Source organism: Dactylosporangium sp. NPDC051087, from assembly GCF_055586325.1.
Window position 1 is genome coordinate 75,271 of record NZ_JBVJIJ010000034.1, and the last position, 26,967, is coordinate 102,237.

At 71.1% G+C, this 26,967-nt stretch carries 28 protein-coding genes; 10 read left to right on the forward strand and 18 right to left on the reverse strand.

The window, feature by feature from the left end:
• Positions 1–64 precede the first annotated feature (64 nt).
• Positions 65–1,141, reverse strand: coding sequence for an iron ABC transporter substrate-binding protein (locus tag ACZ6TV_RS45535; RefSeq protein WP_465306114.1), 1,077 nt, complete (start codon positions 1,139–1,141; stop codon positions 65–67).
• Positions 1,142–1,270: 129 nt separating this feature from the next.
• On the opposite strand from ACZ6TV_RS45535, the gene ACZ6TV_RS45540 reads away from it, so the two are divergent.
• The gene (locus ACZ6TV_RS45540; RefSeq protein WP_465306116.1) at positions 1,271–1,927 is read left to right on the forward strand and encodes a response regulator transcription factor; all 657 of its coding nucleotides are present in this window, start codon (positions 1,271–1,273) and stop codon (positions 1,925–1,927) included.
• Positions 1,924–3,243: a sensor histidine kinase gene (locus tag ACZ6TV_RS45545; protein ID WP_465306118.1), complete on the forward strand. Its 1,320-nt coding sequence runs from the start codon at positions 1,924–1,926 to the stop codon at positions 3,241–3,243. Before ACZ6TV_RS45540 ends, ACZ6TV_RS45545 begins: the two co-directional genes overlap by 4 nt.
• Before the next feature lie 50 nt (positions 3,244–3,293).
• Here the strand turns inward: ACZ6TV_RS45545 and ACZ6TV_RS45550 are convergent, their stop codons facing one another.
• Positions 3,294–4,136: a LysR family transcriptional regulator gene (locus tag ACZ6TV_RS45550; protein ID WP_465306120.1), complete on the reverse strand. Its 843-nt coding sequence runs from the start codon at positions 4,134–4,136 to the stop codon at positions 3,294–3,296.
• A 72-nt stretch (positions 4,137–4,208) separates the two neighbouring features.
• On the opposite strand from ACZ6TV_RS45550, the gene ACZ6TV_RS45555 reads away from it, so the two are divergent.
• The gene (locus tag ACZ6TV_RS45555) at positions 4,209–5,432 is read left to right on the forward strand and encodes an MFS transporter (RefSeq protein ID WP_465306122.1); all 1,224 of its coding nucleotides are present in this window, start codon (positions 4,209–4,211) and stop codon (positions 5,430–5,432) included.
• Between the two features lie 10 nt (positions 5,433–5,442).
• On the opposite strand, the gene ACZ6TV_RS45560 is transcribed toward ACZ6TV_RS45555, so the two are convergent.
• Together ACZ6TV_RS45560 and ACZ6TV_RS45565 are read right to left on the reverse strand one after the other, a co-directional pair.
• Positions 5,443–6,450, reverse strand: a complete 1,008-nt coding sequence (locus ACZ6TV_RS45560; RefSeq protein WP_465306124.1) for an MsnO8 family LLM class oxidoreductase — start codon at positions 6,448–6,450, stop codon at positions 5,443–5,445.
• A complete protein-coding gene (locus ACZ6TV_RS45565; protein ID WP_465306126.1) occupies positions 6,447–7,715 on the reverse strand; it encodes an enoyl-CoA hydratase/isomerase family protein in 1,269 nt (422 codons plus the stop codon). The genes ACZ6TV_RS45560 and ACZ6TV_RS45565 overlap by 4 nt, the downstream gene beginning before the upstream one ends.
• A gap of 52 nt (positions 7,716–7,767) precedes the next feature.
• Between ACZ6TV_RS45565 and ACZ6TV_RS45570 the strand changes: the two genes are divergently transcribed.
• From ACZ6TV_RS45570 to ACZ6TV_RS45580, 3 genes are all read left to right on the forward strand, one after another.
• Positions 7,768–8,079 (forward strand): ArsR/SmtB family transcription factor, encoded by a 312-nt coding sequence (locus tag ACZ6TV_RS45570; protein ID WP_465306128.1) that lies wholly within the window; start codon positions 7,768–7,770, stop codon positions 8,077–8,079.
• 20 nt (positions 8,080–8,099) lie between these two features.
• The gene (locus tag ACZ6TV_RS45575; RefSeq protein WP_465306130.1) at positions 8,100–8,966 is read left to right on the forward strand and encodes an EthD domain-containing protein; all 867 of its coding nucleotides are present in this window, start codon (positions 8,100–8,102) and stop codon (positions 8,964–8,966) included.
• Between the two features lie 85 nt (positions 8,967–9,051).
• Positions 9,052–9,855, forward strand: a complete 804-nt coding sequence (locus tag ACZ6TV_RS45580; protein ID WP_465306132.1) for a class I SAM-dependent methyltransferase — start codon at positions 9,052–9,054, stop codon at positions 9,853–9,855.
• A gap of 58 nt (positions 9,856–9,913) precedes the next feature.
• Here the strand turns inward: ACZ6TV_RS45580 and ACZ6TV_RS45585 are convergent, their stop codons facing one another.
• From ACZ6TV_RS45585 to ACZ6TV_RS45635, 11 genes are all read right to left on the reverse strand, one after another.
• On the reverse strand, positions 9,914–10,198 hold the full coding sequence (locus ACZ6TV_RS45585; RefSeq protein WP_465306134.1) for a hypothetical protein: 285 nt from the start codon (positions 10,196–10,198) through the stop codon (positions 9,914–9,916).
• 83 nt (positions 10,199–10,281) lie between these two features.
• A complete protein-coding gene (locus ACZ6TV_RS45590) occupies positions 10,282–11,118 on the reverse strand; it encodes a YwqG family protein (protein ID WP_465306136.1) in 837 nt (278 codons plus the stop codon).
• A 178-nt stretch (positions 11,119–11,296) separates the two neighbouring features.
• Entirely contained in the window at positions 11,297–11,584 is a 288-nt protein-coding gene (locus ACZ6TV_RS45595; protein ID WP_465306138.1) for a hypothetical protein, read from the reverse strand.
• A gap of 224 nt (positions 11,585–11,808) precedes the next feature.
• Entirely contained in the window at positions 11,809–12,528 is a 720-nt protein-coding gene (locus tag ACZ6TV_RS45600; RefSeq protein WP_465306140.1) for a VOC family protein, read from the reverse strand.
• A 203-nt stretch (positions 12,529–12,731) separates the two neighbouring features.
• Positions 12,732–13,514 (reverse strand): SDR family NAD(P)-dependent oxidoreductase, encoded by a 783-nt coding sequence (locus tag ACZ6TV_RS45605; RefSeq protein ID WP_465306142.1) that lies wholly within the window; start codon positions 13,512–13,514, stop codon positions 12,732–12,734.
• A 94-nt stretch (positions 13,515–13,608) separates the two neighbouring features.
• Complete coding sequence (locus tag ACZ6TV_RS45610) at positions 13,609–14,196, reverse strand: isopentenyl transferase family protein (protein WP_465306144.1); 588 nt, start codon at positions 14,194–14,196, stop codon at positions 13,609–13,611.
• A 138-nt stretch (positions 14,197–14,334) separates the two neighbouring features.
• Complete coding sequence (locus tag ACZ6TV_RS45615; protein ID WP_465306146.1) at positions 14,335–14,562, reverse strand: helix-turn-helix domain-containing protein; 228 nt, start codon at positions 14,560–14,562, stop codon at positions 14,335–14,337.
• The gene (locus ACZ6TV_RS45620; protein ID WP_465306148.1) at positions 14,526–15,584 is read right to left on the reverse strand and encodes a hypothetical protein; all 1,059 of its coding nucleotides are present in this window, start codon (positions 15,582–15,584) and stop codon (positions 14,526–14,528) included. The genes ACZ6TV_RS45615 and ACZ6TV_RS45620 overlap by 37 nt, the downstream gene beginning before the upstream one ends.
• Positions 15,581–15,931: a PadR family transcriptional regulator gene (locus tag ACZ6TV_RS45625; RefSeq protein ID WP_465306150.1), complete on the reverse strand. Its 351-nt coding sequence runs from the start codon at positions 15,929–15,931 to the stop codon at positions 15,581–15,583. The genes ACZ6TV_RS45620 and ACZ6TV_RS45625 overlap by 4 nt, the downstream gene beginning before the upstream one ends.
• A 309-nt stretch (positions 15,932–16,240) precedes the next feature.
• Positions 16,241–16,450, reverse strand: a complete 210-nt coding sequence (locus ACZ6TV_RS45630) for a hypothetical protein (RefSeq protein WP_465306152.1) — start codon at positions 16,448–16,450, stop codon at positions 16,241–16,243.
• The gene (locus ACZ6TV_RS45635) at positions 16,440–17,744 is read right to left on the reverse strand and encodes an MFS transporter (protein WP_465306202.1); all 1,305 of its coding nucleotides are present in this window, start codon (positions 17,742–17,744) and stop codon (positions 16,440–16,442) included. Before ACZ6TV_RS45635 ends, ACZ6TV_RS45630 begins: the two co-directional genes overlap by 11 nt.
• A 140-nt stretch (positions 17,745–17,884) precedes the next feature.
• Here ACZ6TV_RS45635 and ACZ6TV_RS45640 point away from each other — a divergent pair, with 140 nt between their 5' ends.
• A complete protein-coding gene (locus ACZ6TV_RS45640; protein WP_465306154.1) occupies positions 17,885–18,829 on the forward strand; it encodes a LysR family transcriptional regulator in 945 nt (314 codons plus the stop codon).
• A 50-nt stretch (positions 18,830–18,879) separates the two neighbouring features.
• Here the strand turns inward: ACZ6TV_RS45640 and zwf are convergent, their stop codons facing one another.
• On the reverse strand, positions 18,880–20,280 hold the full coding sequence (zwf, locus tag ACZ6TV_RS45645; protein ID WP_465306156.1) for a glucose-6-phosphate dehydrogenase: 1,401 nt from the start codon (positions 20,278–20,280) through the stop codon (positions 18,880–18,882).
• A gap of 251 nt (positions 20,281–20,531) precedes the next feature.
• Between zwf and ACZ6TV_RS45650 the strand changes: the two genes are divergently transcribed.
• Together ACZ6TV_RS45650 and ACZ6TV_RS45655 are read left to right on the forward strand one after the other, a co-directional pair.
• A complete protein-coding gene (locus ACZ6TV_RS45650) occupies positions 20,532–20,906 on the forward strand; it encodes a DUF488 domain-containing protein (RefSeq protein ID WP_465306158.1) in 375 nt (124 codons plus the stop codon).
• Positions 20,873–21,625, forward strand: a complete 753-nt coding sequence (locus tag ACZ6TV_RS45655; protein WP_465306160.1) for a PadR family transcriptional regulator — start codon at positions 20,873–20,875, stop codon at positions 21,623–21,625. Before ACZ6TV_RS45650 ends, ACZ6TV_RS45655 begins: the two co-directional genes overlap by 34 nt.
• Positions 21,626–21,791: 166 nt before the next feature.
• On the opposite strand, the gene ACZ6TV_RS45660 is transcribed toward ACZ6TV_RS45655, so the two are convergent.
• Together ACZ6TV_RS45660 and ACZ6TV_RS45665 are read right to left on the reverse strand one after the other, a co-directional pair.
• Complete coding sequence (locus tag ACZ6TV_RS45660; protein WP_465306162.1) at positions 21,792–22,739, reverse strand: DUF6292 family protein; 948 nt, start codon at positions 22,737–22,739, stop codon at positions 21,792–21,794.
• 90 nt (positions 22,740–22,829) lie between these two features.
• On the reverse strand, positions 22,830–24,947 hold the full coding sequence (locus ACZ6TV_RS45665) for a cellulase family glycosylhydrolase (protein WP_465306164.1): 2,118 nt from the start codon (positions 24,945–24,947) through the stop codon (positions 22,830–22,832).
• 785 nt (positions 24,948–25,732) lie between these two features.
• Here ACZ6TV_RS45665 and ACZ6TV_RS45670 point away from each other — a divergent pair.
• Positions 25,733–26,905 carry a hypothetical protein gene (locus tag ACZ6TV_RS45670; protein WP_465306166.1) on the forward strand — a complete coding sequence of 391 codons (1,173 nt, stop codon included), beginning with the start codon at positions 25,733–25,735 and terminating at the stop codon, positions 26,903–26,905.
• The last annotated feature ends 62 nt before the right edge of the window (positions 26,906–26,967 follow it).

The window sequence follows — 26,967 nt, forward strand, 5'->3', positions numbered from 1 at the left end:
GTCACAACTGGAGGTACAGCTGGGGTCACGGCTGGAGCGTTCCTCACCGGATTCGGGCGGTGCGTCAGATGAGTCCGGCGGTGGTCATCAGGTCGACGACCTTCTTGCTGTTGAGCTTCGACGGGTCGACCTTCGGCGCGCCGAGCTCGGAGAGCGGCTTCAGCGCGGGGTTGGACGGCACGTCCTTGCCGACGCAGTACTCGAACGCGGTGCTGTCTGCCAGCAGCTTCTGACCGTCCTTGCCGGTGATGTACTGCAGCAGCGCCTGTGCCTCGGCCGGGTGCTTGCTGGACTTGAGCACCCCGCCGCCGGACACAGACACGAACGCGCCCGGGTCCTGGCCGCCGAAGAAGTGCAGCTTAACGTTGTTGCTGTTCTCCTTCGTCTTGGCCTGGTCGCCGTACCAGTAGTAGTGGTAGATGACGGCGGTCGTGGAGGTGCCGACGTTGACGGACTTCATGGCCGCGCTGTTGCCGGTGTGCGCCTGCCCGCCGGTCTTGAGCGCGGCCAGCCACGTCTTCGTGGCCTCCTCGCCCTTGAGCTCGAGCATCGCCGAGACGATGGCCTGGAAGTCCGCGCCCTTCGGGGCGGCGCCGAACTTGCCGCTCCACTTCGGGTCCTGCAGATCCATGATCGACTTCGGCAGCTCGGCCTCGGTGATCTTGGTCGGGTTGTAGGCCAGGACCGTGCTGCGGGCGGCGATGCCCACCCAGTTGCCGGTCGACGGGGAGTACTCGGCGGGGACCTGCGCCAGGGTGTCCTTGTCGACCTGTGTGAACAGGCCGGCGTTCTCGACCAGCGACATGGCGGGGGAGTTCTCGGTCAGGAACACGTCGGCCGGTGACGCGGAGCCTTCCGCGGCCAGCTGGTTGGCCATGGTCAGGTCGCTGCCCTGCCGGATCTCGACCTTGATCCCGGTCTTGGCGGTGAACGCCTCCACCCACGCCTTGGTCAGCGTGTCGTGCTGCGCGTTGTACAGGGTCAGCGTCGCGTTGCGGTCCAGCGCCGGCGCGGACGAGCCCGTGGGTGCCGGCGAGCCGGTGCCGGTGTCGCTGCCCCCGCACGCGGCCAGCGCCGCCACGGGAACGGTCAGGAGTGCCGCGAGCGCCCGCCGCCGGGTCGTGATGGAAGTGATCAACAAGGGGTGGTCCTTCGCTGGGGAGTTCGCGTGAGGATTACGTTAGGCTTGCCTAAGTACCGTAGGGCCGGGCCGACCCCGGCCGACCCCCCCAAAATTGGGGGTGTCCTCGGCAAGGGGATGGAGACCGCGATGAGCACGGCAACCGCGCCCGCCGTGTCCGGCACGTGCCCGCCGGCCCGAGGGCAGCGGACGGTGCTGCTCGTCGACGACCACCGGATCTTCACCGACGTGCTCGCCCTCGCTCTGGACGCCCAGCCGGACCTGCGATGCGTCGCGGTGGCCAACACGGCGCGGGACGGGCTGGCCAAGGCCGCCGTCTACGACTTCGACGTCGCCATCGTCGACCTGCACCTGCCCGACGCCGGCGGCCTGGCCGTCGTCGAAGAGCTGCGGGCGATCCGGCCGGCGGCACTGCTGGTCGTCCTGACCGGGCATCCACGCGCGGACCTCGCCGCCGCCGCGTACCGCGCCGGCGCGGACGCGTTCCTGGCCAAGGACGACGCCCTGAACGCGGTGCTCGGCGTGCTGCGCGGCGTGCCGGCACCCCGGCGCCGCCTCGAAGACAGCGCCGGACCGCAACTGACCCCACGCGAACGCGAGGTGCTGGCCGCACTGGCCGCCGGTGCCGACGCCCGGAAGATCGCCCACGACCTGGGGCTGTCGATGCACACCGTCCGCGACTACATCAAGACGATCCTGGCCAAGTTCGGGGTGCACAGCCAGCACGCCGCGGTCGCCGCCGCCATCGAGTCCGGACTGGTCACCGTGGCGAAGCGGTATCCGTGACCGGCCGCGGTGGGGTGCCCTGGCGGCAGTCCGTGCTGCGCCACCTCACGGTCACCGCCCTGATCGCCGTCGTGACCGTCGCGGGCGCCAGCCCGGGAATGGTGAGCGCCGCCCGTACGGCGTCGGTGCAGGCAGCCATCGGCACCGCCTCGGCCGTCAGCGCCACGGTGATCGACACGTTGTCCGCCGCGGACCACAGCACCTCCGACGGGACCCACCGTGCCCGCCTGCTGGAGCAGCTGGACCCGCTCCTGCGCTCCGGCGTGCTCTTCCGCGTCAAGGTGTGGGTCATCAGTGGCGGCACCGCCCGGATCGTCATCTCCGACCGGCCGCAGCTGGAAGGCTTCACCCGGGCCGCTGAGGGCCCGCTCGCCGCTCCTGCGCCGGTCGGCCGTACAGGGGACGCGGCGGTACTGGCGGTGCCCGCCGACATCGAGCACCGATTCGAGGCCGACCACCGCACGCGGCTGCTGGAGGTGTTCACCACCTTCCGCGACGCCGGCGACAACCTGCTGAGCCTGGAGGCGTACGTGCCGACCGGCGAGCGCGCCGCGATGTGGCAGGCGGCCCGGCTGCAGCTCACCCCGCTGCTGCTCATCGTCCTGGGCGCGTCCGCCGCCGCATTGCCGTTGACGGTGAACGCCGCGCGCCGCTCCCGCCGCCTGGCCACCCAGCGCGCCGATCTCGCCGCGACCGCCGCCGCCGTGCGCGACCGGCACCACCGCGAACTGGCCCAGGCGCTGCACGACGGCCCGATCCAGAACCTCGCCGCCGCCGGCATCGTCCTGTCCGACGCCGCGGCGGCCAGGTTCGACGCCGGCGGCGCCCGGATGGCGACGGCCAGGGAGATCGTGCAGATCAGCATCGCCCAGCTCCGCGCGCTCACCGGCGGGCTGCTGCCCGCCGCCCCGCCGGGCGATCTCGCCGAGAGCCTGCCCGGGCTGCTGGGGCAGCACGCCGGCGAAACCGTCGCGCTCGACGTCGAGGTGTCCGCGGCGGCCGCCGGCCTGATCACCGGACCGCACCAGGTGCTGTTCAGTCAGGCGGCACTCGAGCTGGTCCGCAACGCGGTCCGGCACGGCACGCCCTCGCGGATCACCGTCACCGTCACCGCGGACCGCCGGGAGGTCGTGCTGCGGGTCCGTGACGACGGCACGGGGTTCACCCCCGGCGACGCGCCGCCGGACGGCCACATCGGCCTCGCGCTGCTGACACAGGCGACGGCCACCGCCGGCGGAACACTGTCGATCACGTCGGCGCCCGGCGCAGGCTGCACCGCCACCGTCGCGCTCCCGGTGCCGGGAACGGGCGCGTAGCACCCGAGTCAGGCCCACCTCCGGCGTCGTCCGTGATGCGGAATCCGGGGTCAGATCGTGCGGCGCAGCGCGGTCTCCACGGCGTCGATCAGCGGGTCGCCGTCGGTCCTCGGGTGTCGTGCGAGACCGAGCTCGACGTCCGGCAGGGTGGGCAAGGCGTCCGGGTCGTGGCAGGCCATCGCCGGTTCGAGGTTCGCGGGCATGAGCGCCGCGACGCCGAGCCCGGCCCGCAGTGCGGCGAGCACGCCGATCAGGCTGTTGCTCTCGAACGCGACCCGCCAGCGCCGGCCGGTGCGGTCCAGCGTTTCCACCACCGACGTGCGCCACGCGCACGTGTTCGAGAACAACACCACCGGCAGTGGATCGGCGGCGACGTCCACGCCGTGGCCGACGGCCCAGACGAGGGGGCGGCGCACCGTCCACCGTGGCGGCGCGGGAAGGTCCGGCACCTCGTCGAGCACGAGGTGGACGCGGCCTGCGTCGTACGCCTCCCGGATCGCGGCCGTGGAGACGCTGAGCACCTCCAGGGTCGCCCCGGGGTGCAGCCGGGCCAGGTCGGCGAGGGCCTGCGGCAGCTGGGACGCCGCGAGGTCTTCGAGCAGCCCGACGCCGCAGTGCCCGGTGAGCGCGCGCCCGGTCTCGGTGAGCGCCTGTGCGGAGAGCGAGAGGATGCGTTCGGCGTACGGCAGCAGCTCCTCACCCGCCCGGGTCGGCGTGACGCCGGACGGTGACCGGTGCAGCAACGGCCGGCCGACGACGCTCTCCAGCTTGCGCAGCTGCTGGCTGAGCGCGGGCTGGGTGTGTCCGAGCGCTGTCGCGGCGCGGCTGATGCTGCCCGCGCGGACGGCGGTGACGAACGACCGCAGCAAGACGATTTCGAGCTCCCTTGCCATAAGCATCCATTATGCCTGCTCCAACAGAATGAGGCATTCCTATGGCGTACCGGATGACCTAGCGTCAAACGAGTGACCGGATACCGGCAGGTGCTCGCCGTGCCAGGGATGGCATCGCTGCTCGGCATCTCGCTGCTCGCCCGGACCGCGATCACCGCCGACGTGATGGCGTTGACGTTGTACGTCGTGCTGGGCCTGGACCTGAGCTACGCGGCGGCGGGTGGTGTCGCGGCGGCGCTGACCGCCGGACTGGCGCTCGGCGGGCCGCTGCTCGGCCGCGTCGTGGACCGGCGGGGCGTGCGTGTCGTGCTGATCGTCACGGCCGTCGTGCAGGTCGTGTTCTGGCTGAGCGTGCCGATCCTGCCGTACGGCGTCCTGCTGGGCGCCGCCTTCGCGGCGGGGCTGCTGATGGTGCCGGCCCAGTCGGTGACCCGGCAGGCGATCGCCGCGATGACGACGCCGGGACAGCGCCGGGCCGCGTTCGCGCTGGAGTCGGTGCAGGGTGAGCTGTCGTACATCGTCGGCCCGTCGGTCGTGATCCTGTGCGCGGCGCTGACGTCCCCCGATGTGGTGGCGTGGGGCGTCGGCGCCGCGATCGCGGCCGGTGGCGTCGGGATCGCCGTGCTCGACCCGCCGGTACGCGCCGAGAGCGAGGTGGACGCCGCCGCGGCTGGACGCCCCCCGCGCCGGGAATGGCTGGGCGCGGGCATGATGGCCGTACTGATCATGGCGTTCGGCACCACGACGCTGCTCAGCGGCGTGGACCTCGCCATCGTCGCCAGCCTCAGAGAAGCGGGTCAGGTGTCCTGGGCCGCCGCGGTCGTCGCCGTGTTCGGCGCGGCGTCCGTCGCCGGCGGGCTGGTCTACGGCGTGCTGCCCCGGCCGCTGCCCACGTGGCTGCTGCTCGGCCTGCTCGGGCTCGTGACGATCCCCGCCGGGCTCGCCTCCGGCTGGCCCTGGCTGTGCGTGGCGGTCGTCGGTGCCGGGCTGCTCACCGCGCCGACGCTGTCCACGGTCGCCGACGCGGTGAGCCGGCTGGCACCGGCCGGTGCACGGGGCGAGGCGACGGGTCTGCAGTCCTCGGCACTGAGCGCGGGTTTCGCACTCGGCTCCCCGCTGGTCGGGGTGGCCGTCGACCTGTCCACCCCGGCGGGTGGCTTCGCGGCGGCCGGGCTGGCCGGCCTCGCCGCCGCACTGACCGGATGGCTGCTGTCCCGCCGCTCACCGTCTCTGCCCAGCGATCCCGTCCGTGCTGAGGCGCCGGACCTCGAACCGCAGGGACAGCGTCTCCGGTGACCCGCCCGGTTCAGATGGCGATGGCCTGGAGGACTTCCGCGATGATCTGGCGTGACCGGGTTCGCGCCGCGGCGTCGGTCAGCATGTCCTGGACCATGACCTCGGTCGCGCCCGATTCGCGGATCACCGGTTCGAGTTGGGCCCGCAGGGTCGCCGGGGTTCCGGAGATCTGCGGCGGAACGACGCCGTCGACGATCGTGCTCGGCTGCGCTTTCGCCGCGGCGCTCAGCTCCGCCCGAGCCTGCTCGACGGTGGGGATGGGCCGGTCCCGTCCACCGGCCCGCAGAGCACGGGCGGGCCAGGTCAGCCGGTGCGCCGCCGCCTCGTCGTCGGCGGCGACGATGTTCAGCGCGAGCATCGGCTGTGCCGCACCGGTTCCGAAGGGTGTCTTCGTAAAGGCGTCCCGGTAGAGGCGGAGCGCGCGGGTGGCCCGGCCCGGGTTGATGTGACCGCCGAACGTGTAGCCGATGCCGAGCCGTGCGGCGAGGCCGGCGCTCGCGCCGGAGGAGCCGAGCACCCAGACCTCCGGCACGCCCTCGGTCCCGGCCGTGAGGTCGATCGCCGCGAAGGGGTGTGCGCGGTCGAACGCCTTGTGCAGGTAGCCGATGATCTCGTGTACCTGGTCGGGGAAGTCGTCGGCGGGCCGGCTGTCCCGGTCCCGGAGCAGCGCGTGGTCGATGAGGGGAGTGGCGGTGGAGCGGCCGAGCCCCAGGTCGACGCGGCCGGGCGCGAGCGACTCGAGCATCAGGAAGCGTTCGGCGACGCTGAAGGCGCTGTAGTGGTTGAGGAGGACGGCGCCCGAGCCGAGGCGGATCCGGGAGGTCCGCTGGGCGGCCGCCGCGATCAGCGCGGCCGGGTCCTGGGCGGCGTACCCCGTCACGTGGTGGTGCTCGGCGAACCAGAAACGGTGAAAGCCGAGGTGTTCGGCCTCTTCGGCGGCGGTGAGAGCCCGGTCGAGGGCTTCCCGTTTGCCGCCGCCGGGCGCGACCGGAGCCAGCTCGACGAGGGAGTACCTCACCGGACGCCGCCGGCGTGCAGGACGCCGCCGGTCCAGGCGGGGAAGCCGGCGGCGAGCACCGAGGCGACGTCGGCGCCCGCCGGGTCGATCCGCAGGCCGTCGTCGAGGGCGTGACGGGCGGCGGCGGCCATGGCGGCCGGGTCGGGACCGGCGTCCAGGAGGGTCTGCACGAACGAGACGTGGCCGCCGTGGATCAGCACGGGGATGCCGCCCTTCGCGCGGACCTCGGGGATGAGGGCGGCGTCGGTGATCTCGACGATCGGGGCGTCAGGGGCGAAGAACACCGCCGCCAGGGGGTTGGCGACGCGCTGCGGGAACTCGCGCGTGCCGGCCAGCGGGCCGGGCGAGGGAAGCCCGGCGGGTGCCGTGGCGACCGCCCGCATCGCGAAGAAGAGATGCGCCAGGTCCGGGATCTCGGGCGCGCTCAGCAACGCCCGGCAGGCCGCCGTCTCGACCTCGAACGCCTCGTCCAGCGGCGCCGCCGCGCTGCGCGCCGCCACCTCCAGTACCGTGGCGAGCGCACGCACCGGAGACCCCGCGGAGCGGCGGCGCACCTCCTCGGCAAGACCCGGCGGCTCCGCGGTCCCACCGGGGATCTCGTAGCCGGGCCGCTCCCACCGCTGCACGAAATGCCCGGCCGGCTGCGCCAGCACCCAGGCCCGCGCCGCGGCGACCACGTCGTCGGCCAGCTCGTCCACCAGTCCGGCGGCCAGCGCCTGCGCGGGGTGATACGTCGTGCCCGGTCCGACGATCTCCAGTACCGTCGCGGTGATCCCGAACATCCGGGTGGCCCGGACCGTCCCGCCACCCGCGGGAAGGATGCCCATGCCGGTCTCGGCGAGCGCCCACACGACCGACGGGTCGTTCGGGCCGACCCGGTAGTGGCAGGCCAGCGCCAACTCGAAGCCGCCGCCGAGCGCGGAGCCGTTGAGTGCGGCGGCGACCGGCCGCCCCAGGGTCTCCAGCCGGCGCGCCTGGTCGCGCAGCGGCGTCAGCAGGTCGTAGGTGCCGGCCGCCTCGTCCGGGGTGATCTCGGCCGGTACGAAGTCGGGGCCCGCGATGAAGGAGCGTTTCGCCGAGGTGAGCACCACGCCGCGCAGCCGGTCGAGCTGCCGGGTGAGGTCGTCGAGGCAGGCGTCGAGCCCCTCGTGGTGGCGCCGGTTGAGCATGTTCGCGGTGCGGCCGGGGTCGTCGAGGGTCACGGTGACCATGCCGTCGGCGTCCCAGGACCAGCGCGCCGAACCAGATTGTTGGACATCTGTCATACCATCAACATAAGCGAAGGTATGACGGATATCCAACTGTAGGGTGGGGGGCATGGCGCGGGAGGACGACGCGATGCCGGACATCGCCGACGTGACGATGGTCGACGTGCTGCGGGCGGTAGCCGACCCGATCCGCCTGCGCATCGTGCAGACCCTCGCCGACGGCCTGCCGCACGGCAAATGCGGCACGCACTGGGACTTCGGCGTGCACAAGTCGACGATGACGCACCACTTCCGCACGCTGCGGGAGGCAGGCCTGACCCGCACCGTCGTGGCCGGCCGCACCCACACCGTCGAGCTGCGCCGCGACGAGCTCGACGCCCGCTTCCCCGGTCTGATCGACGCCCTCACCGCGACCACCTGACCTCCGGCCCGATCTACTATGTGACCAACCATCTCCCGCTGGTCGCGCGTATGCCCGGCCTGCTCGCGTGGCGCTACAGCTTCGACGTGGCAGCGGTACAGGGAACGACGCCGTACTTCGCGGTCTTCGAAGCCGAGTTCGCCGACGCTGCGGCAATGACCGCGGCGAGGGCGTCTCCGCAGGGCCGGCAGGTGGCCGCCGATGTCGCCAACACGCCACCGGTGGTGCGGTCGTCATCCACTACCCGGTGCAACACGGCCGCTGACCGAAGCGCTTCGTCGGAAAGTCCGGAATGGGACCGAGACCGGACAGGGTTCGCAGGCGTCGATACCTTGCCCTCCATGAACCTACGTTCGGGTGTCACATGCACGGTCGGCCTCATCGCCGGTGCCCTGGTGCTGGCCGCCTGCGGCGGGTCGTCGGCGCCCGCCCAGTCCGGTGACTCCACCACGACGACGGCCGCGGCTCCTGTACCGGCTACCACGGCGGAGGCCGCGGGCGGCGCGATCAAGGACGCGTGCGTCCTCGTGAGCCTGGACGAGGCGGCCGCCGCGAGCGGCCTGAGTGGCCTGTCGAAGCAGGAGAGCTCGGCCGCATTCTGCAGCTACCAGAAGGGCACCCAGTCGGTCGACGTCAGCGTGGCGCGGGCGCCGTACACGAAGGCCTCGGTCGACGCGGCCAAGGCCGGCCTCGACTCGCCGGCGACCGACCTGGCGGGCGTCGGCGACGCGGCGTTCGTGGCGAAGGAACAGGCGGGCGTCGGCTTCGGCGACACGTGGGCGCGCGGCTACTACATCGAGATCCGGGTGAGTTCGACGACGAAGGACCCGGTGGCGGCGGCTGGTTCGCTGCTCAAGACTGCGGTCGGCCACATCCCGAACGCCTGATAGGGGTCGTCGAGAATCGTGGTCATGGCCGCCTCCGTTCCCGGTGCATTGCCTGCCGTAGGAGCTGCGCTCGTATTCTCTGGTGGTGAGCGACGGCATTGACTACGTGAGGTTGCGAGAGACCTTCAACGAGGACGCCGCGCGGTATGACCGTGCCCGCCCCCGATACCCGGTGCAGATGTTTGATGATCTCGCTGCGGCCGGGGTAGCGCCGGGGGCAAAGGTGCTGGAGATCGGCTGTGGCACCGGGCAGGCGACCGTGCCACTGGCCGAGCGGGGCCACCGCATCGTGGCTGTCGAGCTGGGCACGGACATGGCGGCTGTGGCTCGGCGAAATCTTGCCGCGTTCGACGCGGTGGAGGTCGTTACGGCGGCGTTCGAGGAGTGGCCGTTGCCCGGTGAACCGTTCGACGTGGTGTTCTCCGCTACCGCGTTTCACTGGATCGACCCCGCGGTGCGGGTGTCGAAGTCGGCTGACGCTTTGCGTCTCGGTGGCCTGCTGGCCACCGTGGGAACCCACCACATCGCTGGCGGCACCTGGACCGAGGCATTCTTCGTCGAGACCCAGAAGTGCTATGAGCGCTTCGATCCGTCGACCCCACCGGGCCTGCGTCTTGAGACCGCTCGTGACATCGTCGAAGACGATCGGGAGCTCACATCGTCAGGGCGATTCGGGCCCGCGACGTTCTACCGGTACGAGTGGGAGCTGCCGTACTCGACAGCTGACTACCTGGATCTGCTGCTGACCTACTCCGGACATCGTGCCTTGCCGGACGTGCAGCGGAACGCACTGCTGGGCTGCATCGGGCGGCTGATCGACGCGGACTACGGGGGCCAAATTGTCAAGCGGTACCTGACTGAGCTGAGGATCGCCCAACGAGTCCGATGAATAGCTTCGACCACTGGCCTCGCCGGACCGGGTTCCGTTCGCGGAGACGACACCCCAGTCAAGGACGGCGATCATCGAGAGCGCGGCGTTCCATGACGCGATCGGCGGGACTCTTCAGTGCTTCTTCGGCGATGAACTCCAGGAAGTCCGCGGCCACCGGTTCGTGATCGTGGTGGTCGTGGAAGTGGAACCAGTAGTGGCGTTTCGCAACGCACGCCTGCCGGACGCGATTCTGGTCGAGTGATGGCTGATCGCATTGCTTGACACCGACGCGATGCTCATCGGGATCGGACGTTCGGACTTGCCGCAGGTCTCGCGCGGCCGCCGCCGCGGAGATCGTCACGCATCGTTGCGGCGGGCCCCGCACGTCGAACCACGGCCGCGTGCTCGCTCATGGCCGATGAGCGGAAACCGAGTCGTTCGGCCTCAGCCCTGAACAAAAACCCAGACTCGGTCGAAGCGGCCGACGGCAAGATCCTCATTACGGATCCAGAAGTACAGCTTGCCCATGTCTCCCCACATCCACTCGATCCCGAGGCCGTGCAAGTCGGTGTCCACCTGCCACAGCAGCCGCCAGTCCGCGGCGTCGGTCTGGAGTTCCGGGACGCGTGGAGCCGGCCGAGGTGAGTTCGATGCCGTTGCTGACGAGTTGGCAGTCGAGATGCATTGGATGCTGTTGCGGATCCGACCATCCGAAGGCGCGGTGGACACGACCGGGTCCGGCACGAGCCAGAGGCGTTCGTAGGTCACGGATGCTTCACTGGTCCAGGCCCAGATGGCTTCGATCGCAGGTTCATTCGAATCCGGCATCGTCAGTACCGGGCGGCCCTCCACAGACCAGGCAGGAAAGGTGACCGCGCCGACGGGCGGCTGTGCAGGGGAAGCGGTGGCGGACTCGGTGACAGTGACCAGCCAGCCGCGGACGTCCTGCGGGGTAAGGCCCCAGCCGGCCTGTTCCTCCACGTCGAAGAAGAAGCAGAGCAGGCTGTCGGCCGGTAGGAGGTCCGCACCGATCCACCGGTTCACCTCGTCGCAACGCCACTGGCCGATCAGGCTCAGCGGTTGGCCGTCGTCCTTCGTCGGCCAGGCGAAGTCCATGCCAACGAGCGGCACACCCCCGAAGCGGGTCACCGCAGCGTCCGCTTCACACGCGTCGGCCGGCTGCATCCGCACCGACGGCAGCGCCAAACCGGCCAAGGTCGCCGCGACGCCTGGGTCGAGCGTCGCGCATAGCGCCGCCAACGCTGCGTCGTCGACCTCCACTGCTCCCACCTCTTCCGTCCGACAACGACGATCGTCGTCGGCCCGCGAGGACCCGTGCCGCGAAGGCTGGACGCCGTTCGTCAATCCCGAGGGTAGATCCACTGTGAATGTGTTCGGGGCGCGCATGGCAACCGAGTTCACCTGATCAATGCCGCTGTGGCGAGAGACGGCCTACGGGTCATGGCAGCGGCTGCATGATGACCGCGAGCAGGACCATGATCGGGAAGTGCTTGTCGAACTGGCCGAGGACGACGCATACCGTACGGTCGCCGCGCTGCCATGTGTCTGCGTGATGGCCGAACGAGCAGTACGTGAGGTCCTGGATCACCGTCGGCAGAGCTTCGCCGGCGATGAGCCGGTCGAAGTCGCGATCGAACGAATAGGCCTGCGGCTCGCCCCAAGCGGCAGTGAGTGCACTGACAACCGCGCCGCGCCGCCGCTCAAAGTCGTCTTTGATCCTGGACAACCCCGACGACCTGCGTCCCGAGTGACGGCGTCGCCCCTGCGTGGAGGGTGCGCCGGCACCCGGTGACGCCTTCGCGGACGCTGCCGTTCGCACCGCCGGTTCGCCGGCAGCCGCAGGTCTCACGCGGCCGCCGCCACGAGACCGTCGCGCAACGGGTCTGGCACGTCGAGCCACGGCCGCAGCGCTCGCTCATGCCGAGACGAGAGAAGCGTTCGTATGGTGAGTCACCGCAGTGCTGTTGCGAGTTCGGTGGCGTTGTCGAATGCGGATGCCGCCCTTTCGGATTCGTCTTTCGTGAGCGTGACGGAGTGGGCGCGGGCCAGCATCTCGGCCGCGGTCTTTGGGTCGTGCAGCACCATCGCGAGTTCGGCGCGGTAGACCAGGACCTCTACCTGCTCGACCGGGTCGTCGCCGGCTTGCGGGCGGGCCAGCGCGCTGTCGAGGATCCGAACGGCCTGTCCGACGCTTCCCCTGGAATCGGCCTGCACGACAGCATTCGCCAGGGCCTTGGCCAGCCGCCCGGCCGGCGTGCTGGCCGGCAAGGGCGCGGTGGCGGCGTTGCGAAAGACGCGGATCCAGTTGCCGCCCGGGTCGATGACGCTGAATCCGCCCACCCCGTCGGCGTTCTTCCGCGCCCTGGGCCGGGTCATCCGCGGCGTTCCGGACACCAGTACCTTGCCGTACGCGGCGCGCATGCCGGCTGCGAATGCCCGGTGCAGTCCCTCGATGTCCGCGGTGAGCACGAGACAGGAGCCATAGGACTGCTCCGGGTCGAACCCGGCGATCTCGAAGAACTGCAGCTGCAGGTCTTCCCGCTGCACCCCCACACACGCGTTGGGCTTGCGTTGCTTGTACGTGGTGCGGAAACCGAGAACTCCGTAGAAGGCTTCGATGTCGTCAACGGATGCGCACGGCAGCAGGGGAACAGTCACCTCGTTGGCCATGCCTCCTTCCTAAGCGCCGCAGGGTACCCGCCGCACATGGAAATAGCCGATCGTCGCCTTCAGCCATCCGATCGGCTGATGCCCCTGAACGCAACACCGCCGAGCCGAGCCGTCAGCCGTGTCTTCCCGGCAGCCGTACGGCTCGCCAGGATCAGGCGCCCGGATCTGCCGCTGTCCGCTTGTGGCCAGGTCCCTCGTTGTTGCTAAAGGCCTTTGTGAAGCGTGTCAGGCGGGCTCAGGTCGATCGGGTTGGGGCCGGTCAGCACGCCACCCTCTACGGGCAGGGTGTGTCCGGTGATCCATGCGGCGTCGTCGGAGCCGAGGAACGCGACCGCTGCGGCGATGTCCTCTGGCTCACCGACGCGGCCGAGCGGGTACATCGGCTCGAGCATCTCCAACGTGTCCGGCTGGGAGTCCCAATTCGGTGTCCGGACGGTACCGGGGGCGACGACGTTGAAACGCACGCCGAGCGGACCGTACCGGGCGGCGTAGTTCTGCGACATCGCGATCTGGCCGGCTTTCGCCGCGGCGTACTCCACGTTGCCGAATGCCGCGATACCGTTCACCGAGCTGATCGTGACAACGTTGCCGCGAGTCTTCACCAGGTGCGGGATGGCCGCCTGAATGCAGCGGGCGGCGCTGACGAGGCTGAAGTCGAGCTGACGGTGCCAGTCCTCGGCCGAGGTGTCCTCGGGCATCGAGGTGACGATGCAGCCGCCCGCGTTGTTCACCACCAGATCGAGCCGGCCAAACCGCTCGATTGCCGCGGCGACCGCGGCGTTGACGTCGGCGCGTGAGGTGACATCGACCTTGACTGCGAGCGCGTGCTCCGCGCCGATCTCGTCGGCCAGCGCTGCGGCCGCGTCCTCCCGCAGGTCCGTGACGACTACCGCACCGCCCTCGGCAGCGATCCGCCGTACGACGGCCTGCCCGATGCCCTGTGCCGCCGCTGTAACGAGCGCGACCTTGCCCTTGAATCGCCGCATCACCACTCCTCCAGAAGCATTGCCGCCATTCTCCCCGCGATCCATCCCCGACCCGGTTGTCGACTCGGGCCGCGGCGTCCGCAATGCTGTCGAGTCAGCGTCGTAGCGCCGCATCGACCCGGTCGACGTTGTCCGGCCAGGGCCGTGCGGGAACGACCGGGACGCCGGCGCGTGCGGCCCGGATCGACAACTCGGCATCGAAGCGCGTGCTCACGACGGCGCGGGCCCGTTGTGCTGTACTGGGCTCGAGAGCGAGGTAGTTCGCGACGATCTGATCCTCGTCCGGCTCGGAGATCACCACGGTCCTGACCCTGGCACCGAATGCGGCCGCGAAGTCCGGCAGCAGGTAGTCGCCCTCCATGACCACCGGCGCCGCGGACTCGATGTGATCGGCGATGACGGCTTCGATTCCGGGCCGCATCGACTCCGCCACGGCGATCGTGTGCTCGACGATCCGCGCCGCCGTCCACTGCCGAGCTGCGGGGTCCGTGTCCCAAAGGTGCAGCGTCGGCAACTGCTCGGGCCTGGTCAACGCCTTGACAGCGGTCACCATGTCATCGACCTCGGCGATCGGCACACCGTACCGGCGAGCCAGCGCGATCGCGATGCGCGACTTACCGACGCCTGACGCACCACAGATGAGCGTGACGGCCCAAGACGGCGCAGGAACAGGATGATCCATGTTCGGCATCTTTGCCGATCAACCGCAGGCTTGCCGACCCCTCACTCCGCTCGAAGGTGAGCAGTGTGCCGATCTGATCCTTGACTCGCGCCGAGTCCGCCACCCGCCGCGGCCGGGCCGGCACGCTGATTGCTGATGTCAGTGGCGGCTCTGCCGAAGGGTCGCCGAGGGTGTGACGCCGTAGGTGGTGCGGTAGACGGCGGAGAACCGGCTGTGGTCGGGGAACCCCCACCGTGCGGCGATGTCGCTGACGGTGGTGGTGGCCGGGTCGGCGGTCTGCAGGTCGCGGTGGGCGTGGTCGAGGCGGACTCGACCGCAGGGGTCGTGGGCTACGCGGAGTTCGACGGGGCGCCGCAGGTCGGGCACCGGGCCGCCGCGACGGGCAGCGACCGGGCACCTCCCGAACGCCGGCCTCCCGCGGCGAGGGCCAGGACCAGCAGCACCGGCCCCGCCACGGCGACCAGAGCCGCGGCGGCGGCCATGGATGACCACACCGGGACGATGGGCCGGCCGGGACCGGAGCCGTCCAGCATCGCGCCGATCGGGTTCAGCGTGAGCATGCCGATCGGCGTGAGCAGGAACAGCAGCGCCCAGACACCGCGGAGGTCGTGCCGGGCGGCGAAGCCGAGCGCGAGCAGCGTCGCACCGATGAGCAGCGTCACCCCGGCGGCCGGCAACGCGTCCGCGGCGGGCAGGTAGTAGTCGCAGCAGAAGCCCAGGCGCGCCTCGGTGACCACGGCGACCGGCACGGTCGATGCCGCGGCGACGAGCGGCACCAGCCGGACCCACCGGCGGTGCCCTGCGTCGGCGCCGAGCGCGACGATGCCGAGGGCGAGCTGAGGCAGCAGCACGATCAGCGGCGGGCGAATGATCCCGGTCAGCATCCCGGCCGCCGCGACACCCGCGGTGACCAGCACGGCGATGACCGCCGCGCGGCGGTACCACCGGCCGGGAGCGGCGAGGTGCGCGACAGCGGCCAGCAGCCAGACCGCCCACACCGCCAATCCGAGGGACATGAATTGCCCGTTGTACCGGGACCAGAACTTGATGGGTGCCATCACCTCGAGCACCGCCCACGCACTCGCGAACGCGGCGGCGGTCGTCAGCGCGAGCAGGCCGGCGAGCTGGAAGCCGGCGCCGAGCCCGGGCACGGTCCGCAGGCGCCGGCGCAGCCCACCGGCCGCGAGATCGGCCACGTCGGCAAGCGAGGGCCTCCGGCGGCCGGGCGCGGCCAGGGACAGGTAGGTGTCCACCAGCTCCGAGCCACGTTCCCGCCAGTAGCCGGCCGGGTAGAACAGCGCCGCCCAGCGCGCATAGCGCCGCTCGAGCTCGGTCGGCGCAGGGCGTCCCTGGCCACGCTCCTGCGGACGGCTCTCAGACGGGCTCATGCAAGTCCTCGACTCAGGCGGGGCGCGGCCTTGGCGGCGCGCAGCCGGTTGGTCGCCGCCTCGACGTTGCGGCGCATCCGTTCGGTCTCGTCGACCAGCAGCTCGCTGCCCGGCTCGGTGAGCCGGTAGTAGCGGCGTAGCCGGCCGTCGACGATCTCCTCGTGGTCGACGCCCACCAGGCCGGCGTCGACCAGCCGGTCCAGCGCGCCGTACAGCGTGCCGGGCCGCAGCGAGATGCGGCCGCCGGACAGCTTGGCCACCTCGGCGATCAGGCCGTAGCCGTGCATCGGCTCGCCGGCGAGGGCGGTGAGGATCAGGAACGTGGGTTCACGCAGTGGGGTTTCCACGCGGCACAATATATCGGCTGCGAAGGCATGGCGGAACCTCGAACACCGTGATGCCGGCGAATGGCGCAGCCGCCGTCGTACCGCGGTGCCGGTGGGAGGAGCAGCCCACCCCACTGCGTTTCGAAGGCCGCCATCTGTTGAACGACGGCGGCCGGGATGTCGTGCCACTGCCAGTTGTCGCGGACGGCGTCGCTCATGCCGCCGTCGAGACGGTGTCCGTGGACATCGACAAAGTAGCGCGCGCGTCTGGTCATCTGGACCGGGATGAGGCTCTCCTCAACAGCGAGTTCGTCTGGGTCGGCGGTGCTGTCAGGTCGGGTAGACGTGGCAGGTGGTGCCCTCCTCCACGTAGCCGTACTTGGCGACCGCGTCGTCCCGCTCGGCTGCCGAGGTGGTGTAGAGGTGATCGCCGCCGGCCGGGCTGTACACCCGCAGCAGTGCGGCTCTCGTCGCCGGTGGCCTGCCGTTGGGCGGCGCCTGGGTGTCCTCGGGAGACGGGCTGGGCGACTCAGCTCCCATTGCCGAGCTTATGCGTGACCGCCTTGGATACGTCTCCGAGGGCATGGCTCTCCTCCATGTCGGACGGGCATTCACCGTCATGCGTACGGGAGCCACCGGACGCCGGCAACGACCCTCCGGTTCGAATGTGCGGCCACATGGCGGCCGTGTGGATGCGACAGGCCACAGGGAATGCCGTGGCGGCGAGCACGGCGGGGGAGCCGGCCGCGATCACCGCCGTGAGCGCGGCCGGGATGAGCAGCGCGACCGGGAGGGACGCTTGGGAGGCGACGAAGCCGATGAGTGCCGGCGCGACCAGCCCGCCGCCGTAGCTGATGGTGGTGACGGCGGACAGCTGCCGTGCCGGTCCGCCGGCGGCGCCGAGGGTGCTCGTCACCACCGGCCACACCACGGCGGTCCCGGCGCCGGCGAGGGCCCAGCCGGTCAGCGCGCACCCGAGCCGGGCCGGCGCGGTCGCCGGAAGCTCGCCGGCCAGCAGTACCAGGCCGAAGCCCGCGGTGGCGGTGCAGCCGGCCAGTCGCACGGTGCGCCCGGCGCCGAGCCGTGACCGGGCCGCGTCGCCGACGAAGCGGACGGCGGTCATCGCGGCGAAGAACAGGGTGTACGCGAGCGAACCCGTCGCGGCGTCCGCGCCGAGCACGCGGGTCGCGTGGAACCCGGCCCAGTCGGTCGCGGCCGCCTCGGCGACGAACGCGGCGGCGCCGAGCAACCCGAGCGCGACGACGACCAAGGGCGACTGCGCTGCGCCCGGCGGTGTGTGCACAACTGTCGAGGCCGGCGGCTCGACGAGCGCGCGTCCCGCCACGGTCACCGCCGCCGCCAGGGTGAGCGCCCCGAGCAGCAGCAGCACCCGCGCGTCGACGCCGGCGTGCAGTCCCGCGGTGACGGCCGCGCCCGCGGCGACCGCGCCCAGCGTCCAGATCCCGTGCATGGTTGCCATCACCGGCCGGCCGGCGGCGCGTTCGACGGCCACCGCCTGCACGCTCAACGCGACGTTGAGCACGCCGAGCAGCACGCCGAGCCCGGCGGCGGCAACCATGAGCGGCGCGACCGAGCCGGCCAGCGCGGGCCCGGCCAGGGCGAGCGCCGCGCCCGGCGCGGCCAGCCGCAGCAGCCGCCGGCCGGTCCAACGGTCGGCCAGCCGGCCGGCGACCGGCATCGCCACGAGCGCACCGACCGCGACCGCCATGAGGACCGCGCCGAGCCGGCCGGCGCCGAGGTCGAGCCGGGCGTCGATCGCCGGCAGCGACGCGCCCCACATGGCGGTCAGCGCCCCCGCTGCCGCGTACTGCATCGTCACCGCGCCTCGTGCGCCCACCGCAGGACCACCCCCGTCTTCGGTGATCCGATCGTGGCCCGGGCGGTGCGCCGTACTCCAACACCTGTTCAGCGCCGATTGACGCGGTACGCGTGTCAATCGGGTAGAACGGACGGGTGCCCGAGGACCTCGACATCCGGCTGCTGCGCCACTTCGTCGTGGTCGCCGAGGAGCTGCACTTCACCCGCGCCGCGGGGCGGCTGTTCCTGGCGCAGCAGGCGCTCAGCCGCGACGTCCGGCGGCTGGAGGAGCGGGCCGGCGTGCGCCTGCTCGACCGCACCACCCGGCGGGTCGTGCTCACCCCTGCCGGGCAGACGCTGCTGACCCGGGCCCGGGAGCTGCTCGCGCTGCACGACACCACACTGCGCGAGCTGCACGGTGAGCCGCGCTCGCTGACCGTCGACGTCGTCGGCGCCGGCCTCACCCCGGCACTCGTGCTGGCCGCCGCCCGCCGGCGCGCGCCGCAGGTGGAGTTCTTCGCCCGTTTCCACACCGGCACCGAGGACGCCGTGCCGCTGGTGCTGGCCGAGCGCCTCGACGTCACGTTCGGCCGGGCCCCGCACCACGTCGACGGTCTACGGCACCGCCCGGTCCGGCACGAACCGGTCGCGGTGCTGCTGCCCGAGCATCACCCGCTCGCCGGGCACGACGCCGTCCCGCTGCGCGCGCTGCGCGGCGCCGGCGTGTGCATCCGCGCCGGCAGCCACGCCACACCCGGCTGGGAGCACGCGATGCTGCAGCTGCTCGCGCCGTTCGGCATCGACGTGGCCGGCGCGCACCCGCACGTCCACGGCGTCGACGAGCTCGCCCAGCACTTCGTCGACCGCAACGGCCCGATCCTCGTGATGAGCACCCAGCCGCCGGTGCCGGGCGGCGTGCTGCGCCCGATCGTCGCGCCGATCCCGCTGTTCCCCTGGACGATGACCTGGCGCGCCGACGCCGACCACCCGGGCCTGCACGCCCTGCACGCCGCAGTGGACGAACTGGCTCCGGATTGGCCGGCCGTACCGGACGACCCACGCGAAACCTGGCTTCCCCGACCGGAATCGGGTCGCACCTGACCTCAGCCGGCGGCACCTGGATCCCTGGACACGGCGGCCGGGCGGATGCGTCACCGGCCGTCCGGCAGGTGCCAGCGGTGCGGCGCGATGAGCCGGTGGGCGGAGTCCGGGCCCCACGACCCGGGGTCGTACGGCTGCACCGGTGGCGGATCGTCCAGCAACGGGCCGGACACCTTCCAGAGCCGCTCGACCCCGTCGGCGCGGGTGAACAGCGACTGGTTGCCCAGCATCGCGTCGAGGATGAGCCGCTCGTAGCCGGCCAGCGCGCACTGGGTGCAGAAGGAGTCCGCGTACCGGAACGTCATGGCCGCATCGGCGAGGCGCATGGTGGCGCCGGGCTCCTTGGCCAGGAAGCGGGCCGCGATCCAGCCCGGATCGTCGAAGTCGATCACCAGCTCGTTGCTGGGCACCTCGCTCGCCGCGCCGTGGTCCAGCGCGAACATCCGCAGGGCCGGCTGCTTGAGCCCGAGGGTGACCACCTGCCGGCGCTGCCCGAGCGACTTGCCGGAGCGCAGGTAGAACGGCACCCCCGACCAGCGCCAGTTGTCCACCTCGACGCGGGCGGCGACGAACGTCTCGGTCTGCGAGCCGGGATCGACGCCGGGCTCGTCACGGTAGCCGCGGTACTGGCCGCGCACCACCTGGGCGGGGTCCAGCGGCGGCATGGCCTCGAAGACCTTGGTGGTCTCGTCGCGCAGCTGCTTGGCCGCCAGCGAGGTCGGCGGCTCCATGGCCACGAACCCCAGCACCTGGAACAGGTGCGTGACGATCATGTCGCGGAACGTTCCGGTCTGTTCGAAGAACCCGGCGCGGCCCTCGATCCCGATCGTCTCGGGCACGTCGATCTGCACGTGGCTGATGTGGTCGCGGTTCCAGATCGGCTCGAACAGGCCGTTGGCGAACCGCAGGGCGAGGATGTTGTCGACCGACTCCTTGCCGAGGAAGTGGTCGATGCGGAACACCTGGGACTCGTCGAAGGTGGTGTGGATGGCGTCGTCGAGCGCCCGGGCGGAGGCGAAGTCCGTGCCGAACGGCTTCTCGACGATGACGCGTGCGTTGCCCGCCAGACCGGTGTCGCCGAGCATGCCGACCGTGGGGGCGAAACCCCGTGGCGGCACGGCCAGGTGGAACAGCCGGCGCGGGTGCCCGCCGATCGACTGCTCGGCCGCCGCCACCGCGTCGAGCAGCGGCTGCGGGTGCGCCGGCTCCGCCGCCCCGAAGGACAACGACTCGGCGAACTCGTGCCACGCCTCACCGGCCGGCTCCGCCATCCCGAACTCGGCCACCGCGTCCCTGGCGCGCCGGCGGAACTCGTCGTCGGTGAGCGCGGAGCGCGCCGATCCGACGATCCGATAGCGGGCCGGCAGCAGACCCGCCCTGGCCAGGCTGAACAGCCCGGGTAACAGCTTGCGTCTGGCGAGGTCCCCGGTGGCGCCGAAGAGCACGATCACGTGATCCTCGCAGGGTGCGCCCTCCTGCCGCGGCGTCACCGACTCCCTGGCACCAGGCGCTGCATACTGAACGCTCATGATCCCTGGTCACTCCGACCGTTGCGGATGTACCCGTACCCCCGACCGCTACCCGGCCCGGCGGCTCGTACACCGATGACCGAGCCGATGGAATCCGGCACCGGACGACGGGACGATCCCCGTCGCGTGGGCGCATGATGGGAAGACGGCGTCCGCAGTGGGGGAGTGCTGCCATGACCAGGGACATCACGTACCGCCGGATCTACGAGGAATCGTCGCCCGGCGACGGCAGGCGGGTGCTGGTCGACCGCGTCTGGCCGCGGGGGATGCGCAAGGCGGACGCGCAGCTCGACGAGTGGCTGCGTGACGTAGCCCCGTCGACCGGGCTGCGCCGCTGGTACGGCCACGAACCCGGCCGCTTCGACGAGTTCCGCCGCCGCTACCTCACCGAACTGCGCGAGCCCGAGCGCCAGGAGGCCGCAGACCATCTCCGGGACATCGCCGACCACGACAAGGTGACGCTGCTGACCGCCACCCACGACGTCGACCACAGCCAGGCCGCCGTCCTCGCCGAGTGGCTGACCGGCGCCAGGACCTCCACGACCTGACCCGGTCGGTGCCGCGTGACGATCCCGGCCGGGGCCGGATGGCGGCATCCTGGTGCGGCGAGGGACGCGGCAAGGTGTGCCGCGTCCTGTTCGTCCCGGTCGACGCTGGTTGGGGTAGACCGCCAAGTGACCACCATCTGATCGGACTGCCGGTGTCTCTGCGTCTTGCGATCCTGGGTCACCTGTCCACCGGGCCTGGGACCGGGTATGACATGTCCCGTCAATTCGACACCGGCCTGGGGTGGTTCTGGAGCGCGCGGCACAGCCAGATCTACCCGGAACTGAAGCGCATGACCGAGCTCGGTCTCATCACCCGCGATGCGGGCGTGGTGGGCGAGAACCTCGAGAAGTTCACCTACGTGATCACCGACGAGGGTCGATCCGTCCTCGCTGAGTGGGTCACCGGCCCGCCTGTCTACGCGCCGAACCGTGACGTCGAGCGGCTGCGGTTCATCTTCGCCGACGACGCCCCGCACGCGCTCCGCGCCCACCTGCATGCGCACAAGCGGCACCTGGGGCTGCGGGTGCTGGCCTACTCCGGCGACATCGAACGCGCGCGGCTGGAAGTGCAGTGGGCCGACCGCGCGCTGGCCTGGCTCCGACACGCAGGAAGCCGCCGTCGTACCCGTATCGAAGAACAGCTGACGCTCCAGGTTCAGACGGCGACGGGGTCGGCGGGGGCCACCTGGAAGCGGTGCGTGCCCGCGCGCTTGGCCTGATACATCGCCAGGTCCGCGCTGCGCAGCAGCTCGCCGGCTCTGGTCGTCGCCCCGCCGTCCGCTGTCGCGACACCGATGCCGGCGCGCAGCACGTCGGCGGCGAGTAGCAGCGCGTCCCCGATGGCACCAGTGACACGCGCTGGCGGGCGGCGTTGCCAGTGTCTGCCTACCAGCCCTCCAGGCTGGCGCGGGCGTCGCCGTGCTCCCGCCGCAACTCGGCCTGCGCCCCGGCGAGCCAGTCCCAGCCGAAGTGCTCCTCCCACTCGCCGACGGTGATGCCCACCTCGTACCAGTCGAGCTCACCGGGGCGTTCCCGCACCTCGACGATCGGGGTGAGCCCGCCGTGCAGCTCGGCGCCGGGGGCGAGGTCGCGCCAGAACCGCGACGGCACGTAGACGTCGTCGCCGACCCGCGGCGGGGGTGGCAGCGTGCGGTCGAAGCCGCGCCGCAGGATCTGGTCGAGGTCGCCGGGCCGGACCGGGGACGTGCGGGTCGGCACCGCCGGGTCGGCGGGCGTGGGGGAGCCGTGCGCCCCGAGCGCCGTCATGAGCTCGCCGGCTTCCAGGTGCCAGCCCTGCCGTGCCGGCAGCGACAGGTCGCCGGCGAGCGCCCGGGCGATCCAGCCGGCGACCGCGGCCGGTTCGGGGACGAGGCCCTGCTGCCAGTACACCGACCGGCCGCGCCGGTCGAGGCGGAACGACCAGCCGCCGGTGCTCTCCCAGACGACGTCGAACCGGCGGCTGCCGGGGAACGCCGGCACCGACGCGGCCAGGTCGACCGTGAGCACGCCCCGCAGGGAATGGGCCGTCTCGACGGTACGGCCGATGACCCGCACCCCGCGGCCGGCGAGCGCGCGTTCCACGGCGAGGAGATAGCCGTGGTGCGGCTGCTCCCGCAGCGCGGTGGCGTGGTCGGTCACCACCTCGCCGCGGCCGGGCTCGTCGATGCCGCGCAGGACGGTGAGCAGCTCGCTGATCGTGCCCGGCCAGCCGGCGTCGAGCGCCCGCTGCGCCGCGCCGAGCCGGAACGCGCTCGCGCCGAGGTCCGGCTCGGCGAGCACCAGCATCGCCTTCGTGCGCTGGGCCGGGTCCGGCTGCGCCGTCGATCCGCTCACCGGCGCACCGTACCCGGGCGTCGCGGTGCGGGTGACCGCGACGGCCCGCCGCCGGTGCCGCGGCGGCGGGCCGGTTCGCCGGCGGCAGGGTCAGGCGGTGCTGCCGGTGACGGTGCTGCCGGACTTCGTCACGTAGTACGTGACCTTGGTGCCGCTCCAGAAGTGGAACGTCAGGGTGACTCTGGCGTTGTCGTTGACCTCGGCGAAGAAGGCCGGGCGGAGCGTGATCGTGTTCGTGGCGGCGTCCGGGGCGAACGTCACGTCGAACTCCTTGAACGACGTCCAGTTCTGCGGTCCGGCGTTGCTGCCGTCGGCGTACTTCGCCTCCATCGTGGCGAGCTGGTCGCCGCGGAACTGGGCCGGCAGCGAGAACGCCGCCGTGGTGCCGGTCGCGCCGGCGAGCACCGGCGGGTCGAACGTGATGATGTTGATCCGCCACGGTACGCCGGCCGAGAACCGCGCCTGCAGGGTCGTGTTCACGCCGTACGGACGCGAACCGACGAGTCTGGTCAGCGTGGCCGCGGTCAGGGTGAGCTGGTTGCCGGAGACCGTGTAGTCGGTGCCGCGGACCAGGTCGGTGCCGCCCTGGCGCAGGCTCTGGAACGTGGTGCCGTTGAGGTTGAGCGTCAGGGTCTGCGCCGCGATCGAGCCGGTCTTCGGCACGTAGACGAAGTCCGCCGAGGCGGTGCCGGAGCGGGTGGTCCAGCTCGACTTGATCTGCCCGAACAGCTCCGGGTCGCTCCAGGCGAATGAGGTCCGGCCGAAGTGCTGACCGTTGTCCCACAGCATCGTGGTGAGCTTCTTCGTGCGGGCGTAGTGGCCGAGGTACTCGAAGAATTTGAGTTTCTCGCCCTGCTCGATGGTGCCGGTGTGCCGGTCGAAGCCGAGCAGCCCGTATTCGCCGATGATCACCGGGATGCCGCGGGCGACGAACGCGTTGGCCACCCGGTCGAACTGCCCGACCAGGTCCTGCTCGACGGCGGAGTCGAACCTGGTGCCGCCGGCGACGTTGACGCTGAACGGCCAGTATCCGTAGAAGTGCACGGTGGCGATGAGGTTCCGGTCGTTGAGCTGGTTGAACGTGGTCGTGAGCTCGTCGATGCGGGCCTGGTCGGCCGACGTGTGCAGGGTCGGCAGGACGAGCAGGCGGGTCGCGTTGTTGCCGCCCGAGGCGCGGACGATGCGGTGGAACTCCTTGTTCAGCACCGCCAGCAGCTCGGCGTTCTGGGCGTCGCCGGAGGCGCCGGTGAACTGCGGCTCGTTGACGCTCTCGAAGACCAGCTTCGGTGACGAGCCGCGGAACGCCGCCGCGAGCTGGGTCCACAGGGCGTTGTACTTGTTCTGGACGTTCGTCCGGTCGCCCGGCATCGTGTTGATCCACTGCCACGAGTCGTGGTGGACGTTGATCATGACGTAGAAACCGTCGGCGAGCGCCCAGTCGACGACCTCCTTGACCCGGTCGAGCCAGGCCGCGTCGACGGTGTAGTTCGGCGCGCCGCCCAGGTGCTGGCCCCAGGTGACCGGGATGCGGACGCTGTTGAAGCCCTGGGCGCGGATGTTGTCGAGCAGGGCGGCGGTGACCCGCGGGTTGCCCCATGAGGTCTCGTCGGCGCCGGTCGCGTCCAGGCTGTTGCCGAGGTTCCAGCCCGGCTGCATGGCGGCGACGGCGGTCATCGCGTCGCCCGGCTGCGGCGGCGTGCTCGGGCTCGGGCTCGTGCTTGTACTCGGCCTCGGTGAGGTGCTGGTGCTCGGGCTCGGTGTGGCCGACGTGACGCTGCCGGTGCAGGCGGTGCCGTTGAGCGTGAACGACGCCGGCACCGGGTTGCTGCCGGTCCACGACCCGTTGAAGCCGAAGGACGCGGTGCCGTTCGTCGCGAGGGCGCCGTTGTACCCGGCGTCGCGGGCGGTGACCTGGGCGCCGGACGCGGTGACGGTCGCGTTCCACGCCTGGGTGACGGTCTGCCCGGCGTCGAACGCCCACCGCAGCGTCCACCCGTTGATCGGCTCGCCGAGGTTCTTCACCGCCACGTCACCGGTGAACCCGCCGGGCCACTGGCTGGCGACCCGGTAGGTCACCTGGCACCCGGCCGCCGCGTAGGCGCTGGTCGTCACGACCGCGACGAGGCCCGCCAGCATCGCGACGACCGCGCCGATCGCCAACGCCAGCCGGGCCCGGAGTGTGTGCCTTTCGCCGAGCGATCCGGCCATGACGCCTCCAAGTGGTTTCGAAACCCGCCCTTTGCCGGACGGCGGGCCGGACAATAAGGAGACGCACGAATGGCTGTCAATGCGTTGAATCCCTGCGAACGGCATGGCCGCGCTGCGGGCGTGAACGTTTCACGAACGTGGCCCGCGACGTGCGGGCCGCCGCCACTGGCGAGGGCAGCCGGCCTCTGGACCGCGCAACCTTGACGAACGCCAACCTGGCACCGTGCCATAGGCCGACTTGCGGTCCAGAGATAAAGCCGTCAGGCAGATTCCGGGAAATGAGCGACCGTGGGCGCGATCGCACCTACTCGTGCCAGGCAAAACGGCTACGTGGCGGTATGGCTCACGGCATCGCACAAATGAAGATCGTAGTTATGGCAATAGCTGTGCGAGTGATCTGGATCACTCAGATTCTGCGCTGATTTGCCCGATTCACGGCTTGCATGGTGGTTCTTATTCGTACTGCTTCTTAGCCCTGACTTAAGAAACCTAAAGGTAGGGGGACATCGACCGATCACGGATTCATTCGTCCGCCGAGCCGTGGCATGCTTTCGAACGGAACGGTTACGGCAAGGTCTCGGACGGCGCAGAAACGCCGGTCATCACGCGGCCAATTCCGGTTCGCCGGAATGGATAAACGCGTGTGCCGCAGACAAAAGAAAGTTGCAGTTAGGTTTGGAACCCCAACCGACTTTCACGCCGACAAACTCCGACAGGCCAAAAGCTCCGACAGCCCAATGGCCGTCGACTGACGGATGTCGACTGACCGGGAGGATTCCCACAGCATGAACCCGCACTCCACCTCGCACGACTCCGCCGAGGGGTCTCCGCTCGAGCCCGCACGGACCCTCACGCACTCCGCGGCCGGCCGCAGCCCGCTGCGCCGCGCGGGTGTCGGCATCGTGGCGGCACTGCTCGCCACCGGTGGCCTGACCGCGTGCAAGGACACCCTGCCCGGCTATGGCGCCCTCCCCGGCCTCAGCGCGCAGCCCGGCACCTCCACGAGCACGGGCGTCAAACCGACCGCGTCCACCGGCCCGGCCAGCCCCTCCGCCTCGGCCTCCGCGTCGACGTCGGCTCCGGCGTCGCCCTCCGCCTCCGCGTCCCCCACGCCGACGGGCAGCAGCTCGACGACGCCGGGCGCGGGCGGCAGCCCGACCTACACGGTGGCCGGCTACCCGGCCGCGCACAACACCGGCTACCCGCAGGGCCTGCCCGGCGACACCCGTAAGAAGGTGACGCTGACGCCGTACACCGGCCCGATGACGATCACGGTCGCCGGCACGGTCATCGACGGCAAGGACATCAACGGCCACATCGAGATCAAGGCCAAGAACGTGACGATCCGCAACAGCCGGATCCGCGTGGCCAACGTCCAGGCCGTGACCTCCACCGACGACAACGCGAACCTGCGCATCGAGGACACCGAGATCGACGGCCAGCTCAAGGACGCCTCGACCGGCGGCATCGCCCTCATCGGCCGCACCGGCTACAGCCTGCTGCGGGTCAACGCCCACGGCTCCGGCGACATCCTGCGCATCGACGGCCGCGGCACCGTGCAGGACTCGTGGCTGCACGACCCGGGCGGCTCCGGCTCCGCCCAGCACAACGACGTCATCCAGTCGACCAACGCGACGTACGTCCGCATCCTGCACAACCGCCTGGAGAACCAGCACACCCAGACGTCGTGCATCCTGCTCAAGGCCGACATCGGCCCGATCAGCGACGTGGTCGTCGACAGCAACCTGATGAACGGCGGCGGCTACTCGTTCTACTGGTACGACGCCAACTACAAGATCACCAACGGCAAGGTCACGAACAACAAGTTCATGCGCCAGTCCGGCGGCGGTTTCTGGCCCAAGGGCGGCTACTACGGCACCCAGGCCCTGAACGCGTCGACGCTCCCCACGTGGAGCAACAACACCTGGGCCGACAACGGTCAGCAGATCGGCCGGTAATCCGGACGGGACCATCGGTCAGGGGGCGCGACCCGGAACTCCGGGCCGCGCCCCTGACGGTA